The following is a 16,087-nucleotide window of genomic DNA, read 5'->3' as shown; positions in this document are numbered from 1 at the left end:
TTAGCCGTACGGAGGTGATGTATGACCGCTTTTGCGCTTGAAGCCGAAGGCATCAGCAAGTTCTTCCCTGGAGTGAAGGCACTCGACAATGTCTCACTGCGTATTAAACCGGGGTCGGTACATGCCCTGATGGGTGAAAATGGCGCGGGCAAATCCACTTTAATGAAATGCCTTATCGGGATGTATCGTCCCGATAAGGGCACCATTCGCATTAAAGGGGAGCCAGTGCAGTTTCAGGACACCATGGATGCGCTGCGTTCCGGTATCTCCATGATTCACCAGGAGCTGAATCTGGTGCCTCACATGACCGTGGCTGAGAACATCTGGCTGGGTCGCGAACCGATGAAGTACGGCTTTGTTGATCACGGCAAGCTAAATAAACAGACCCAGGAACTGCTGAACAAACTGAATATCCGCCTGAAAGCGGAACGGATGGTCGGTGAGCTGAGTATCGCGTCGCAGCAGATGGTGGAAATTGCCAAAGCGGTCTCCTGGAACTCGGACATCGTGATTATGGATGAACCGACGTCGGCACTGACGGAAACTGAAGTGGCGCATCTGTTCACCATCATCCGTGACCTGCGCGAGCAGGGTAAAGCCATTATCTATATCAGCCATAAAATGGACGAGATTTTCGCCATCACCGATGAGATCAGCATCTTCCGTGACGGCGCGTGGGTGGGCAGCAATAACACCAGCGAATACACCCGCCAGTCACTGATTACGCAGATGGTGGGCCGTGAACTGACTCAGCTATTCCCGAAATTCAACGGTGAAATCGGCGAAGATGTGCTGACGGTGCGCAATCTCACCTGCAAAGACCGCTTCACCGACATCAATTTCACGGTGCGCAAAGGCGAAATCCTCGGCGTAGCGGGATTGGTGGGTGCCGGGCGCAGTGAAGTGATGGAAAGCCTGTTCGGCATGGAGCGTTTTGACAGCGGTGAGATTCTCATCGATGGCGTGCCGGTCAAAATCGATTCGCCTTCAACGGCGATAGAGAAGGGCATGGCGTTCCTCACCGAAGACCGCAAAAAGTCGGGGCTGTTCCTGGTGTTGTCGGTGATGGAGAACATGAGCATCGTCAACATGCCCGACTACACCCATAAAAGCGGTTTTGTCAGCCACATCAAAATGGCTCAGGACTGCATGGATCAGATTCGCAAGCTGAACATCAAAACCCCAACCATGGATCAGATCATCAATAACCTCAGCGGGGGTAACCAGCAGAAGGTGTTGATTGCCCGCTGGCTGCTGGCGCAACCGAAGATCCTGATTCTCGACGAACCCACGCGCGGTATTGATGTGGGAGCAAAAGCGGAAATCTACCGTTTGATTAGCGAACTGGCGAACCGCGGTGTCGCCATCATCATGGTGTCGTCCGAGCTGCCAGAGATTATCGGCATGAGCGACCGCGTGATGGTGATGCACGGCGGACGTATAACCGGCATCCTCGATAAAGAAGAGGCCAATCAGGAATCCATTTTGTCGTTGGCATCCGAGTGAGGCGTGAGACATCTATGAGTAACGTAAAAATTACGGCCCCGCAGGCCGCAGAACAGGGTTCCTTCTTTAGCAGCTTGCGTCACAAGATGCCAAAAGACACCGGGATTTTTGTTGTGATGGTGGGCATTGCCCTGATCTTTGAAATTGCCGGTTGGTACGTGCGTGATCAATCTTTCCTGATGAACACCAATCGCTTAGTGCTGATTATTCTGCAGGTGGCGATCATCGGGATTATCGCGGTGGGCGTGACCCAGGTCATCATCACCACCGGTATCGACTTGTCCTCCGGTTCGGTTATTGCGTTAACTGCGGTGGTGGCGGCCAGTCTGGCGCAAACCTCGGACAGCCTGTCACCGATGTATCCCTCGCTGGTTAACCTGCCTGCGGTTATCCCGATTATCGCCGGGATTGGCGTGGGGTTGTTGTGTGGCGTGATGAACGGCGTGCTGATCACCAAAACCGGTATTCCTCCGTTCATCGCCACGCTCGGCATGATGGTATCGGCCCGCGGTTTGGCGCAGTACTACACGCAGGGTAACCCCATCAGCTTCCTGTCAGATGGCTTCACCTCCATCGGTCAGGGCGCAATGCCCGTTATCATCTTCCTCGTGGTAGCGTTCCTGTTCCATATCGCGCTGAAACACACCCGCTACGGCAAATATGTCTACGCGATTGGCGGCAACATGACCTCCGCCAAAGTGTCCGGTATCAACGTTAATAAATACCTGATCATCGTCTATACCATCGCCGGTGCGCTTTCAGGGCTGGCGGGCGTCGTGCTGGCGGCGCGCGTGAGTAGCGGCCAGTCAAGCATGGGGATGGCGTACGAGTTGGATGCCATCGCGGCGGCCGTTATCGGCGGTAGCAGCCTGATGGGCGGCGTAGGGCGCATTACCGGTACGCTGATTGGTGCGGTGATTCTTGGCCTGATTAAGAGCGGCTTCACCTTTGTCGGTGTGGATGCTTACGTGCAGGACATCATTAAAGGCATCATTATCGTTGCCGCGGTTTCAATAGATATGCATAGAAACCGTAAAAAACGCTGAGAGTGTGGTCGCCATGAATGGCGACCCTACGGGCTTTTGTAGGGTGCGCATTTATGCGCACCTTTTTAATGGCCGCAGAGAGTTGAGAATAAGTTTTCCAGCTGGTTAATCCTCTTCTATTTCGCTCATTTCGTTTCTTTACCGCTATTTCTGCCCTTTTTCGGCTATTTCTGCACCATACCCGCTCATCGCGTCATCACTTTTTTGCACACCTGACTCGCATTTTCCGCACCATCATGGTGCGATTGACTGAGTTCTTAATCCTTATGCGTTATCGCACACGCTTATTAACTCCTTCGAGGTAATCACAAACGCTTATTTTCCGTGCCTTTAGGAAAAATCCTGCTACGCAATTTTGTATCGCCAACAAACCTGGCCTGCATATTGCAACTTCATTTCCATAAGCCAGCAGGCTGAAACACCCAACCTGGGTATTCGGGGATTGACGGAGGCAACATGAATTTAAGACGACTCAAGTATTTTGTAAAAATCGTCGATATCGGCAGCCTGACTCAGGCAGCAGAAGTGCTGCACATCGCGCAGCCTGCGCTTAGCCAGCAGGTTGCGACGCTGGAAAATGAACTCGATCAGCAATTGCTGATCCGCACTAAGCGCGGTGTCACGCCAACTGAAGCCGGTAAAATTCTTTATGCTCATGCTCGTACCATCTTGCGTCAGTGTGAACAGGCGCAAACGGCGGTAATCAATGCCGGTCAGGCCTTGAACGGCCAGGTTTCCATCGGTTTAGCACCGGGCACTGCGGCGTCCACGCTCACCATGCCGCTGCTGCAAACGGTGCGTGAACAGTTCCCGGATGTGCTGGTGTATCTGCATGAAAACAGCGGCACGTCGCTGAATGAAAAAGTGATGAACGGTCAGTTGGATATGGCGGTGCTTTATGACCGTGCGCCAACCGCGGGCATTAACAGTATTCCTTTGATGAAAGAAGAGCTCTATCTGGTCGGCGCAACGGCGTGTCCGGGGGCGACGGTCGATCTGGCGGACGTGGCGCAGATGAGCTTGTTCCTGCCACGTGACTACAGCGCGGTGCGTAAACGCGTTGATGAAGCCTTCTCGCTGCGTCGCTTGAGCGCGCGCATCATCGGTGAAATCGAATCTATCTCCACGCTGACCGCCGCCGTTGCCAGCGGTATGGGTGTTACGGTGTTACCGGAATCAGCCGCGCGGGCGCTGGTGAGTTCAACCCATGCGTGGATGGCGCGCATCAATAGCCCATCGCTGAATTTGCCATTGTCGCTGAATATCTCGGCGCGTCTGCCGCTGTCGCCATCGGCGCAGGCAGTGAAGAATATTCTGCTGTCGCTGCTGAATAAGCCAGCGGTTGAGGATCGTGAATTGATGTTGGTGGGATGAGTTAAACGCATATTTTCCCTCACCTTAATCCTCTCCCGCGTGCGGGAGAGGGAACCGATCCCGCCCCTATCCGTTAAATAAATGACCTATCCTTCCACTCGCTCGATCAACTCCCTCGCTCGCTGACGGCTAAGGGCGGGGATGAGGGCGTCCGTCAGCTCTCTCCCTTATTACTATTCCGCATAACAAACCGTTTTTTATTATTTGTTGCCATGACGCCAACTTCATAACATGGACGAAACAGGGGCAGGAACCAGGAGAAAAGGGTGTGAATTTCCAGCAACTTAAAATTATACGTGAAGCGGCCCGTTGCGAGTTCAACCTGACCGAAGTAGCGAATACGCTGTTTACCTCCCAGTCCGGGGTAAGCCGCCATATTCGCGATCTGGAAGATGAACTGGGCGTGGAAATTTTTATTCGTCGTGGCAAGCGACTGTTAGGCATGACCGAACCGGGCAAGGCGCTGTTGACCATTGCTGAGCGCATCCTTGATGAAGCGGGCAAAGTACGCCGCTTAGCGGATGTGTTTACCAATGAAACCAGCGGCGTGCTGACCATCGCCACCACGCATACCCAGGCGCGTTACAGCCTGCCGCGCGTGATCAAAGCGTTTCGTCAGCTCTATCCGAACGTCCGTCTTGAACTGAATCAGGGGTCGCCGCAGGAGATCGTTGCCATGCTGCTGGCGGGTGAAGCCGATATCGGCATTGCCTCTGAACAGCTGGTGAATAACAGCAGTCTCGCGGCGTTCCCGTGGTTCAGCTGGCATCACTCACTGTTGGTGCCGCACGATCATGAACTGTTGCAGCATCAGCCGGTGACGCTTGCCAGTCTCAGTCGCTATCCGCTGATCACCTATCGTCAGGGGATTACCGGCCGTTCGCGCGTCGATCGTGCGTTTCAGGCGGCAGGACTCAGGCCAGATATCGTGCTTAGTGCGCAGGATTCTGACGTAGTGAAAACTTACGTCGAACTCGGTCTTGGCGTCGGTATCCTCGCCGATCAGGCGTGCGATATTTATGAAGGTGAAGATCTGGTAAAAATCGACACGCATCATCTGTTCGATGCCAACACCGTGTGGCTTGGGCTGAAGCGGGGTCAACTGCAGCGCAACTACGTGTGGCAGTTCCTCGAACTGTGTAACGCCAATCTGTCGCTGGAGGAGATCAAACGTCAGGCGCTCTCCTACGAAACCGAAAACGAACCGGCAATCGATTTCCAGATTTAAGCTGCTTTCCGGTCGCCATTTATGGCGACCCCACAAAACCTCACCAAACATTCGTAGGGTCGCCATTTATGGCGACCAAAACACACAGCATAAAATTTCTTTTCCCACCGCAAAACAGACGCCAATCAACATTCCCTCCAGCAGAAAAACATCCTGCGCTGTCGCGTCACGTTACAGTGAAATGACGAAGATACAGGGGATTGTCATGTCGCGAATTCAACTCAAAGATACGGAATTACTGCGCCAACAGGCGCTGTTTGGCGGTCGCTGGCAGGATGCGCATCAGGGCGCAACGCTGCAGGTGATCGATCCCGGCACGCAGCAGCCGATTGCCACCATTCCGGCACTGGGTGCGGCGGAAACGGAGCAGGCGATAGAATATGCCGAGTCGGTGCGCGTCAGCTGGGGCAAAACACCCAACGCCACGCGCGCCGCGCTGCTGGAGAAGTGGCACCAGCTGATTATTGAAAATGCCGATGACCTGGCGATCATCATGACCGCCGAGCAGGGCAAACCGCTGGCGGAGGCCAAAGGTGAAGTGCTGTACGGCGCCAGCTTTGTGAAGTGGTTCGCGGAAGAAGCGCGCCGTATCTATGGCGATACCATTCCCGCGCCGAGCGATGATCGCCGCATACTGGTGCTGAAACAGCCAGTTGGCGTGGCAGCGGCGATCACGCCGTGGAACTTCCCGATTGCAATGATCACCCGCAAAGTAGCACCGGCTTTAGCCGCGGGTTGCCCGATTATCGTTAAACCTTCTGAACTCACGCCGCTGTCGGCGCTGGCGCTGGCGGTGTTGGCGGAACGCGCGGGTTTCCCGAGCGGCGTATTGCAAGTGCTCACCGGCTTACCAACTGAAATTGGCCGCACGCTGACCGCCAGCGGCACGGTGCGCAAAATCTCCTTCACCGGCTCCACCCGCGTGGGTCAGCTGTTGATGCAGCAGAGCGCCGACAGCATTAAACGCCTGAGCCTGGAACTGGGCGGCAACGCGCCGCTGATTGTGTTCGATGATGCCAATCTGGATATCACCATTCCCGGCGTGATGGCGAGTAAATTCCGCAACGCCGGACAAACCTGCGTCTGCGCTAACCGCATTCTGGTGCAGCGCGGCATCTATGAGCGCTTCAGTACACGCTTGTTGGACGCGGTGTCGGCGCTCAAAGTCGGCGACGGTTTTGCGCCGGACAGCACCATTGGGCCACTGATTAACGATCGTGCGGTGGAGAAAGTTAACAGCCATATCGACGATGCGCTCAGCCAGGGCGCGACCTTGCTGCACGGTGGCATCAGCGCGCCGAATGGCACCTTTGTCGCGCCAACGGTGTTGGGCAATGTCACCAGCAGCATGCGTATTGCACATGAAGAAACCTTTGGTCCGGTGGCACCACTGTTTGTCTTCGACACTGAGGAAGAGGCGATCCGCATGGCGAATGACACGCCTTACGGACTTGGCGCCTATTTCTTTACCGAAAATATTCGCCGGGCATGGCGCGTGGCAGAAGCATTAGAATTTGGCATGGTCGGATTTAATACCGGTGCAATATCATTAGATGCCGCCCCCTTCGGTGGAATTAAATTATCCGGATTAGGTCGTGAAGGATCGCGTTACGGAATTGAAGAGTATCTGGAACAAAAAACCTTTCATATTGGCAGTCTTTAATTTTCGGTCGCCATAAATGGCGACCCTACAAATTAGGCTCGTAGGGTCGCCATTTATGGCGACCACGAAAACAGCGCCGCTCCTTCGGGTTCGCGGCGCTGTTTTATTTTGTGCTCCGCGTCATATTTCCCCCGCTTATCCCCGTTTTAGTGCAAGTTTCATGCGAGATGCACCGCCGCGATGCACATAATTTGTGAAGTAAATCATCTGTTTATTCCTTCGGCAATTACGCAAAATTTCGCTCATCAATACGGCAGAAAATTTTTTTGCGCTGTTTTTTACGCATTTTTATTTTTCATTGGGCTGGCATACTTTCTGCATTAGCTTATTAGCGTGACAGAAAAACGCAGTGCAAATCGTTAATTAGCGCGTCTGTGATGGGTGTAACAAATAAGGAATTTTCCATGTTAAGTTTCGACCCTGAAAAAGTTTCACTTCCTGCCGGTCATTATATTGGTGGACAACATCTTAAAACGGCGGGCGCGCGTTTTGCCGTTAAACGTCCGTCCGACGGCAAAGTCTATGCCGAACTCTCTGAAGCGCAGATTGAGGATGTTGATAGCGCCGTCACCACCGCCCATCAGGCGTTGAAAACCAGCGGCTGGGGCAGTTGTGCTCCACGTGCCAGAGGTAAAATTCTGCGGCGTTGGGCCGATCTGATTGAAAACGATGCGTTACTGGCCCAGCTCGAATCACTCGGTTCAACGCGCCCGATCAGCGATGTCATCCAGCACGAAATTCCTTTCACCGCCGAAGCCATCCGCTTCTACGCCGAGTGCGCCGACAAATACAGCGGTGATCTGTTCCCCACCCAGGAAAGCAGCCTCGGCATGCTGATTGCTGAGCCGTATGGTGTGATCGGCGCCATTACGCCGTGGAATTTCCCGCTGTCGATGGCGTCCTGGAAATGCGGTCCGGCGCTGGCAGCAGGAAATGCGGTGGTCCTGAAACCGTCTGAACTGACGCCGTTCTCCACCGTGCGCATGGCCGAACTGGCGGTGCAGGCCGGTTTACCGGCGGGCGTACTGAATATCGTGCAGGGCAGCGGCGCGGTGACCGGCAGCGCGCTGGTTACGCATCCGCTGGTGCGCAAAGTCTCCTTTACCGGGTCAACCGCCACGGGCGCACGCATCATGGGCGATGTGGCGCAGCACGGCATGAAACCGGTCACGCTGGAGCTGGGCGGCAAAAGCCCGCAGCTGGTGTTCGATGATGCCGGTGATATTGACGTGCTGGCGCAGCGAATTCTGCGCGGCTTCACCGCCAACGGCGGTCAGGCGTGCGTAGCCGGAACCCGTTTAATTGTGCAGCGCGGTATTGCGCAGCCGCTGCTGGATAGATTGGTCGCGCTTTGTCAGCAGCCGCGTCCCGGCATGACCTGGCTGGAGAGCAGCCGCTATGCGCCGCTGATCGATGAGCGTCAGGGCAACAAAGTGGCTTCGGTGATTGCCGATGCCAAAGCGCAGGGCGCTGAAGTGCTGGTGGGTGGCGAACGCTTCGCCGACACCGCCGAAGGCTGGTTCTGGCAGCCGACGCTGCTGTGCGGTGTCGCCAACGATAATCCGGCGGTGCAGCAGGAAATTTTTGGTCCGGTACTCACCGTGCAACCGTTCGACGATGAAGAGGAAGGATTGGCGCTGGCGGCCCATGAAACTTACGGCCTGTGTGCAGGTGTACATACGCTGAGTCTGCCGCGGGCGCTGCGTGCGGTGCGTGCACTGGAATCCGGCACCGTGTGGGTTAATCGCTACGGGCGATCCGGCGATTTCATTATCCCGACCGGCGGCTTCCTCGGCTCGGGCATTGGCAAGGATCTGGGACGTCAGGCTTTCCAGGCCTGTCAGCGCCAGAAGAGCGTGTTAATCGATTTCTAATTTTTGTGTTCTCAACCGCGAGGTCGCTTCATGGCACTGTTTAAACCGAAATTCATCACCTTTGATTGCTACGGCACCCTGATCAATTTTGACATGGCAGGCGCAGCTGAACGCTGCTTCAACGATCGTGTGTCCGCGCAGGAGATGCGGGCGTTCACCACCGATTTTGCCCGTTACCGTTTTGATGAGGTGCTGGGCGCGTGGAAGCCTTATTACGACGTGGTCAGTGATGCCATTCAGCGCACCTGCAAAAAGTGGGGCGTGAAGTGGAGCCAGGCAGATAGCGACTTTATCTACACCGACTGCGCCACGTGGGGCCCGCATCCCGATGTGCCCGCCGGCTTAGCCGAAGTGGCCAAAGCGTTCCCGCTGGTGCTGCTCACCAACTCGATGAACGATTTGATCCCGCATCACGTGCCGCGTCTGGGCGCGCCGATCCATATGACCATCACCGCCGAAGAAGTCGGCGCCTACAAGCCGCAGATGAAAGGCTTTGAGTACATGCTGGATAAGCTGAATTGCGGCCCGGACGAGATTCTGCATGTCTCATCCAGCCTGCGTTACGACCTGATGACCTGCTACGACATGGGCATCAAGAACAAGGTATGGGTCAATCGCGGTCATGATCCGGCCAATCCGGCGTATGAATACACCGAAATCAACAATATCGGCGGTCTGCCCGCTGTGGTTGGACTCTAAGCCCGGAGGCGGCGATGAAACTCGAATCATTCTGGCAAGCCACAGCACCCACCTTTAGCGGCGCAGCCACTGGCCCGTTGCCAGGCGTGGCCGACGTGGTGGTGATTGGCGGCGGTTTTACCGGCATTTCGACTGCGCTTAACCTGGCACGCAGCGGCATCAATGTGGTGGTGCTGGAAAGCGGCGAAGTGATGAGCCAGGCGTCGGCGCGGAACGGTGGACACTGCAACACCGGCGTGGCGCAGAACTTCGCCTCGCTGGTGGAGAGCCAGGGAATTGAGCAGGCCAGCCGCTTCTATCGCGCTTATGACGATGCGGTGAGCTATGTCGAACAGCTGGTGCGCGAAGAAAACATCGATTGTGATTTCCGCCTGTGCGGCAAGCTAAAACTGGCCAGCAAAGCGTCGCATTTTCCCGGTCTGCGCAGCGCGTGGCAGTTGATGCGCGACACCGTCGACCCGGAAATTGAATTGATTAGCAAAGATGAGATTCGCCGTGAAGTGGGCAGCGAGGCCTTTCACGGTGGCCTGCTGCAGAAGCGTGGCGGCCAGATGCACATGGGCAAGTTTGGCATTGGCCTGGCAGAAGCGGCGGCGCGCAGCGGGGCAAAAATCTACCCGCATCACGCCGTTACCGCTTTAACCCGTCTCGATGGCCATCGCCACCGCGTGACCACCGCGCAGGGCGAGATCGTTGCTGACAAAGTGATGATGGCCACCGGCGTCTCCAACGAAGGCCCCTTCCCGTGGTTCCAGAGGCGCATCGTGCCGGTCGGCAGCTTTATTGTGGTGACGGAACCGCTCGGCGACGAATTGATCAATCAAGTGCTGCCCAACGATCGCACCTACGTAACCTCACTGAATATCGGCAATTATTTCCGTACCACGTCCGACCGTCGGCTGGTGTTTGGCGGACGCGCGCGCTTTGCGGTCAGCAACCCGACCTCAGATACGCGCAGTGGCGACGTGCTGCGGGCGGCGATGACCGCGCTGTTCCCGCAGCTCGGCAAGTCGCGCATCGATTACTGCTGGGGCGGCATGGTGGACATGACCGCCGATCGCCTGCCGCACGCCGGTGAACAGGACGGTGTGTTTTATTCCATGGGCTACAGCGGCCACGGTACGCAGATGTCGGTGTGGATGGGCCGCGTGATGGCCGATCTGCTGGCGGAAAAACGCAACGAAAATCCCTGGCAGCGCGATACCTGGCCTGCGCTGCCCGGTTACCACGGTAAACCGTGGTTTTTGCCCCTCGCGGGGCTGTATTACAAAGCCAAGGATCGGTTGTCGTGACACGCCGTGTGCCAAAACCGCGCGATAAATCGCGCCGCTACAACAAGGTGCACAAACCGTAGCGGCGCAATTTATTGCGCAATGTTGGCGAGGGACATTGCGTTCCTGGAATTCGAAAAACGAACTCAACAACAAATCATATTGAGGGTGTGCAGATGAGTAAATTCGATAAAGAGTCTGACGCTGTAAATCCGGCCCTGAACCGCATGTTGACCGAAGGGTCGATGTCGCGCCGTGGCCTGATGAAGTTGTTGTCTGCCGGTGCGGTGATGAGCAGCGGTCTGGTCGCTTTCCCGCAGATGAGCTTTGCGGCAACCACGCCGGTGAAAGGGGGCAAGCTGCGCGCCGCCATGTCCAACGCCTCCGCCACCGATACGCTCGACCCGGCTAAAGGCAACAACAGCGGCGATTACACCCGTCAATTTATGGTGTACAGCGGTTTAACCGAACTGGACAAAAGCCTTGCGGTGCAACCGGCGCTAGCGGAATCCATCGACTCCAGCGACGGCATCACCTGGCAAATCAAACTGCGCAAAGGCGTCACCTTCCACGATGGCAAACCGCTGACCGCCAAAGATGTCATCTACTCACTGAGCCGCCACAAAGATCCGGCCGTCGCGTCCAACGCCTTCAAACTGGCCGATCAGTTCAAAACCTTTACCGCGGTTAACGATAATGAAGTGAAACTGGAACTTAGCCAGGCCAACTTCGACGTGCCGTTTATGCTGGCCAGCGCGCCGTTCCTGATCGTGCAGGACGGCACCAAAGACTTCAGCAAAGGCATTGGTACTGGTCCGTTCAAGCTGAAAGAGTTCACGCCCGGTGTGCGTTCCGTCGGAGTGAAAAACCCGAACTACTACAAGCCGGGCTTGCCCCATCTCGACGAAGTCGAGCTGCTGGGCGTCACCGATCAGGCGGCACGCGTCAATGCGCTGATGTCGGGCGACCTGCATATCGTCTCTACCCTGAGCGCCGCCGACTGCAATCGCATCAAAGCGACTGCCGATTACGGCGTGCTGGAGAGTAAATCCGGCATGTACACCAACCTGATTGTGCGCACCGACGTCAAGCCGGGCAGCAACGAAGACTTCGTGCTGGCGATGAAATATCTGCAGCCGCGCGAGATTCTGGTGAAAACCGTGCTGCAGGGTTACGGCGACATCAGTAACGATACGCCGGTGCCGCCGTGGCATCCGCTGTATAACGCCGATCTCAAACCGCGCCCGCTGGATGCCGAGAAAGCCAAATTCCATATCGAGAAGGCCGGCATGAAAGGCGCGACGATTGAGATCATCACCACGCCGAACATTGAAGGCTCGGTGGAGGGCGGCCAGCTGATTCAGCAGGTTTCGCGTAGCACCGGACTGAATATCAAAGTGCGCCGCGTGCCGTATGACGGCTACTGGTCAACGCATTGGACCAAAGATCCGGTCGGCTACGGTTCAATCAATCCGCGCCCGACGCTGGATATGCTGTTCTCGCAGTTCTATCTCTCATCGGCGGCGAACAACGAATCGGGCTGGAAGAACGCGCAGTTTGACCAACTGGTGGTGGCAGCGCGCGGTGAGCGCGAGCAGACCAAACGCAAGCAGATGTACGGTGACATGCAGAAGCTGATTTACGATCACTGCGGCACCATCATCCCGACCTTTATCAGCTCCACCGATGGCTACAGCAAGAAAGTGGGCGGCGTGGAAGCCTGGCCGAGCGGCATGATGATGGGCTATCGCTTCCATGAGTTCGCCTGGCTGAATGCCTGACGTAGGGTCGCCATTCATGGCGCAATGGTTGTCAGTTAAGCAAAAAATTGGCTGGTTATGCAGGTGCGCATGAATGCGCACCCTACAAAACCGCATCGTAGGGTCGCCATTCATGGCGACCGCATAATCAGCGCCTGATGATTCCGTACAAGGAGATCGCCGATGAACCGATACATGTTGTTCCTGATTGCCCGGCGTGCAGGCGCAGGCATCCTGACCTTGCTTATCGTCTCGGCGGTGGTGTTCTTTATCACCAGCCTGTTGCCCGGTGACGCTGCGCAGATGATTCTGGGACAAAACGCCACGCCGGAAACGGTAGCGGCGTTACGTCAGCAACTGGGGCTGGATCAGCCGCTGCTGGTACGCTATTTCACCTGGCTTACCGGCATGTTGCAGGGGGATTTTGGCACCTCGTTCGCCAGCCATCTGCCGGTGTTGCAGCTGGTTGAGCAGCGCATTCCCGCCACACTGGAGTTAGCCGGCATCACCACGGTGATTTGCGTGCCGCTGGCACTGATTATCGGCATCGTGGCCGCGATGAATCGTGGCTCGGCGCTGGATCGCTTTCTGGTGATCAGCACCATGGCCACCGTTGCGGTGCCGGAATTTCTGGTGGCGACAGTCGCGGTGCTGATCTTCGCGGTGAAACTGCATTGGGTGTCGGCGATGTCGTTCGGCAGCCCAGACATGGACGTGATCAGCTACCTCAAAGCCTACGCGCTGCCGGTGCTGACGCTGTGCTGCGTGCTGGTGGCGCAAATGGCGCGCATGACGCGCTCCGCCATCATCAACCAGCTCGACAGCCCGTATCTGGAGATGGCGCTGCTGAAAGGCGTGTCACCGTTGCGTGCGGTGTTGCGCCACGCGCTGCCGAATGCGGTTGGACCGATTGCTAACGCCATCTCGCTCAGCCTGTCGTATCTGTTCGGTGGGGTGATCATCATCGAATCGATCTTTAGCTATCCCGGCCTGGCGAGTGCGCTGGTGGATGCGGTCAGCAACCGCGATCTGCCGGTGGTGCAGCTGTGCGTGATGCTGTTCGCCGCCTGTTATCTGGTGCTGCTGCTGGCGGCGGATATTCTCACTATCGCTTTTAACCCGAAATGGAGAAGCTGATGAATACGTTACTGCTGCCTGTCCGTCTGTTTCAGTCGCTATCGCTTTCGGGCCGTATTGGACTGCTGATCTCGCTGTTTTGGCTGCTGATGGCGCTATTTGGTACGCAACTGGCACCGCACAATGTCGAAGATATCGGCGGCGGGCCGATGCTCGGTGGCATGACGTCTGCCAACGTGCTCGGCACGGATTACCTTGGGCGCGATATCCTCAGTCGCATTCTGTATGGCGCGAAATTTTCCATCGGCCTGGCGCTGACCGCCGCGCTGTGCGCCAGCATCATCGGTACATTACTGGCACTGCTGGCGGCGGTCGCCGGGCGCTGGCTGGAAGAGTTGCTCGGACGCGTTAACGATGCGCTGCTGGTGCTGCCAGGCAAAGTGCTGTCGCTGATGATTGTCGCGGTGTTCGGTTCATCGCTACCGATGCTGATTCTTACCGCCATCTTTACCTACTGGCCCGGCGCGTTCCGTATCGCCTTCGCCATGGCTAGCAGCCTGCGCAATATGGATTACGTGCGCGCGTCGCGTTTACGCGGTGAAAGCCGCTGGTACGTGGCGATCCACGACATTCTGCCCAACATGGTGCATCCGATGCTCACCGACTTTGGCCTGCGCTTTGTCTACATTGTGTTGCTGCTAAGCGGATTGAGCTTCCTCGGCCTCGGCGTGCAACCGCCGTATGCCGATTGGGGCACCCTGGTGCGTGAGAACCTGCAAGGCTTGTTCAACGGCTCACCTGCGGTGCTGATGCCGGCCGTGGCCATCGCCAGCCTGACGATTGGCGCTAACCTGTTTATTGACAGCCTGCAGCAGATGCGTCCGTTGACGCTGGCGAAGGAGGGAGCATGAACGTGACGCCACATACCGCCATGCCGGTGATCGCGGTTGAGAACCTGCGCGTCACCGCGCAAACCGACAAAGGTGAAGAGATCGATCTGGTTTCTGATATTCGTTTCACGGTGCAGAAGGGTGAAGTGCTGGCGCTGATTGGTGAATCCGGCTCCGGCAAAACCACCATCGCCATGGCGCTGATGGGCTATGCGCGTCATGGCTGCCGCATCGCCGACGGTAATATTCACATGGCTGGCACCGATGTGCGCAGCCTGTCGCCGGGCCAGCTGCGCGCGTTTCGCGGCAACAAAGTGGCCTACATCGCACAGAGTGCGGCGGCGTCGTTTAACCCCGGCATGCGCATTCTCGATCAGGTGATTGAGCCGGTGGTGATCCACGGCACCATGAAGCGCAAAGACGCGAAACAGAAGGCGATTGCGCTGTTCCGCGAGCTGGCGCTGCCCAATCCTGACACCATCGGCGATCGCTTTCCGCACCAGGTCTCCGGCGGTCAGCTGCAACGCCTGATGACGGCGATGGCGCTGATTGGCGATCCGGATGTGGTGATCCTTGACGAACCGACCACCGCGCTTGACGTCACGACGCAGGTTGAAGTGCTAAAGGCGTTTCGCCGCGTGGTGGCGCAACGTGGCGTGACGGCGATTTACGTCAGCCACGATTTAGCGGTGGTGGCACAGATGGCCGACCGCATTCTGGTACTGCTGCGCGGCCAAATGGCCGAGTACGGCACCACTGAAAAATTAATTGGCGCACCGCAGGCGGAATACACGCAGCTGCTGATGGATGCGGCGCGGCAGAAAGAGCGCCCCAGCAGTTGGACCTGTGCTGAGGCGGATATGCAGCCGCTGATGGAAGTGCGCGATCTCAGCGCCGGTTATGGCCCGCGAGACAGTGATGGTCAACCGAAAATTCGCATTCTCGAAGATATCAATCTGAAGCTGTGGAAAGGCCAGGCAATAGGCATTATTGGCGAGTCCGGTTCGGGCAAAACCACGCTGGCACACGCCATTGCTGGACTTAACGCGCCGAGTCACGGCCACATTCTGTTCAATGGCCATTACATCAACGGTGATATGCATAAGCGTCCAGACAATGAACTGCGCCGCATTCAATATGTGTTCCAGATGGCCGATACCGCGCTCAATCCGGCGCACAGCGTCGAGCAGATTCTGACGCGTCCGCTGACGTTGTTTCACGGGCTGAAAGGCGCCGATCGCGATCGGCGTCTGCATCAGCTGCTGGATCTGGTCAAGTTACCGCGCACCGTGTTGTGGCGACGCCCGTGGGCGCTGTCTGGCGGACAGAAACAGCGTGTTAATCTGGCGCGCGCGCTGGCCGCCGAGCCGGATTTGATTCTGTGCGATGAAGTGACATCGGCGTTGGATACCGTGGTTGCAGCGGCAGTGCTGGATTTAATCAGCGAACTGCGTCGCGAGCTGGGCTTGTCGGTGCTGTTTATCAGCCACGACATGCACGCGGTACGCGCGGTGTGTGACGATATCGTGGTGATGCAGTCGGGCAAAATTGTCACGCAGATTTCGCGCGCGGATTACGACAAACCCACCACCGAATTGTATTTTGAACGTCTGAAGCGTGCGGTGCCAGAGCTGCGTCAGGGCTGGCTGGATGAGCACGAAGAAGTGTTGAAGGCAGAGTAAATGCCAGGTCGCCATAA

At 56.7% G+C, this 16,087-nt stretch carries 12 protein-coding genes; all 12 read left to right on the top strand.

Annotated elements, in window-relative coordinates; all coding sequences use genetic code 11:
* The first annotated feature begins 21 nt into the window (after positions 1-21).
* Entirely contained in the window at positions 22-1,506 is a 1,485-nt protein-coding gene (locus ACRQ84_RS08055) for a sugar ABC transporter ATP-binding protein (protein WP_064739179.1), read from the top strand.
* A 14-nt stretch (positions 1,507-1,520) separates the two neighbouring features.
* Positions 1,521-2,552 carry an ABC transporter permease gene (locus tag ACRQ84_RS08050; protein WP_064739178.1) on the top strand — a complete coding sequence of 344 codons (1,032 nt, stop codon included), beginning with the start codon at positions 1,521-1,523 and terminating at the stop codon, positions 2,550-2,552.
* A 456-nt stretch (positions 2,553-3,008) separates the two neighbouring features.
* Positions 3,009-3,926: a nitrogen assimilation transcriptional regulator NAC gene (nac, locus tag ACRQ84_RS08045; RefSeq protein WP_483817689.1), complete on the top strand. Its 918-nt coding sequence runs from the start codon at positions 3,009-3,011 to the stop codon at positions 3,924-3,926.
* A gap of 268 nt (positions 3,927-4,194) precedes the next feature.
* Positions 4,195-5,154, top strand: coding sequence for an HTH-type transcriptional regulator Cbl (cbl, locus tag ACRQ84_RS08040; protein ID WP_008109354.1), 960 nt, complete (start codon positions 4,195-4,197; stop codon positions 5,152-5,154).
* 205 nt (positions 5,155-5,359) lie between these two features.
* Positions 5,360-6,817, top strand: coding sequence for an NAD-dependent succinate-semialdehyde dehydrogenase (locus ACRQ84_RS08035; RefSeq protein ID WP_483817688.1), 1,458 nt, complete (start codon positions 5,360-5,362; stop codon positions 6,815-6,817).
* Positions 6,818-7,221: 404 nt separating this feature from the next.
* Positions 7,222-8,691 carry an aldehyde dehydrogenase family protein gene (locus ACRQ84_RS08030; protein WP_483817687.1) on the top strand — a complete coding sequence of 490 codons (1,470 nt, stop codon included), beginning with the start codon at positions 7,222-7,224 and terminating at the stop codon, positions 8,689-8,691.
* 30 nt (positions 8,692-8,721) lie between these two features.
* Positions 8,722-9,390: a haloacid dehalogenase type II gene (locus tag ACRQ84_RS08025; protein ID WP_064739174.1), complete on the top strand. Its 669-nt coding sequence runs from the start codon at positions 8,722-8,724 to the stop codon at positions 9,388-9,390.
* 14 nt (positions 9,391-9,404) lie between these two features.
* Positions 9,405-10,682 carry an NAD(P)/FAD-dependent oxidoreductase gene (locus tag ACRQ84_RS08020; protein WP_483817686.1) on the top strand — a complete coding sequence of 426 codons (1,278 nt, stop codon included), beginning with the start codon at positions 9,405-9,407 and terminating at the stop codon, positions 10,680-10,682.
* Positions 10,683-10,837: 155 nt separating this feature from the next.
* Positions 10,838-12,442 carry an ABC transporter substrate-binding protein gene (locus tag ACRQ84_RS08015; RefSeq protein ID WP_064739172.1) on the top strand — a complete coding sequence of 535 codons (1,605 nt, stop codon included), beginning with the start codon at positions 10,838-10,840 and terminating at the stop codon, positions 12,440-12,442.
* Positions 12,443-12,604: 162 nt separating this feature from the next.
* A complete protein-coding gene (locus ACRQ84_RS08010; protein ID WP_008109594.1) occupies positions 12,605-13,558 on the top strand; it encodes an ABC transporter permease in 954 nt (317 codons plus the stop codon).
* Entirely contained in the window at positions 13,558-14,409 is an 852-nt protein-coding gene (locus ACRQ84_RS08005) for an ABC transporter permease (RefSeq protein WP_483817685.1), read from the top strand. Before ACRQ84_RS08010 ends, ACRQ84_RS08005 begins: the two co-directional genes overlap by 1 nt.
* Positions 14,406-16,070 carry an ABC transporter ATP-binding protein gene (locus ACRQ84_RS08000; protein ID WP_064739170.1) on the top strand — a complete coding sequence of 555 codons (1,665 nt, stop codon included), beginning with the start codon at positions 14,406-14,408 and terminating at the stop codon, positions 16,068-16,070. The genes ACRQ84_RS08005 and ACRQ84_RS08000 overlap by 4 nt, the downstream gene beginning before the upstream one ends.
* Positions 16,071-16,087: the final 17 nt, after the last annotated feature.

This window comes from Pantoea sp. E2023-21 (genome assembly GCF_051302795.1).
GTDB lineage: Bacteria > Pseudomonadota > Gammaproteobacteria > Enterobacterales > Enterobacteriaceae > Pantoea > Pantoea ludwigii_A.
Note: the sequence above shows the minus strand (reverse complement) of the source record. Positions and strands in the feature narration are given on the sequence as shown.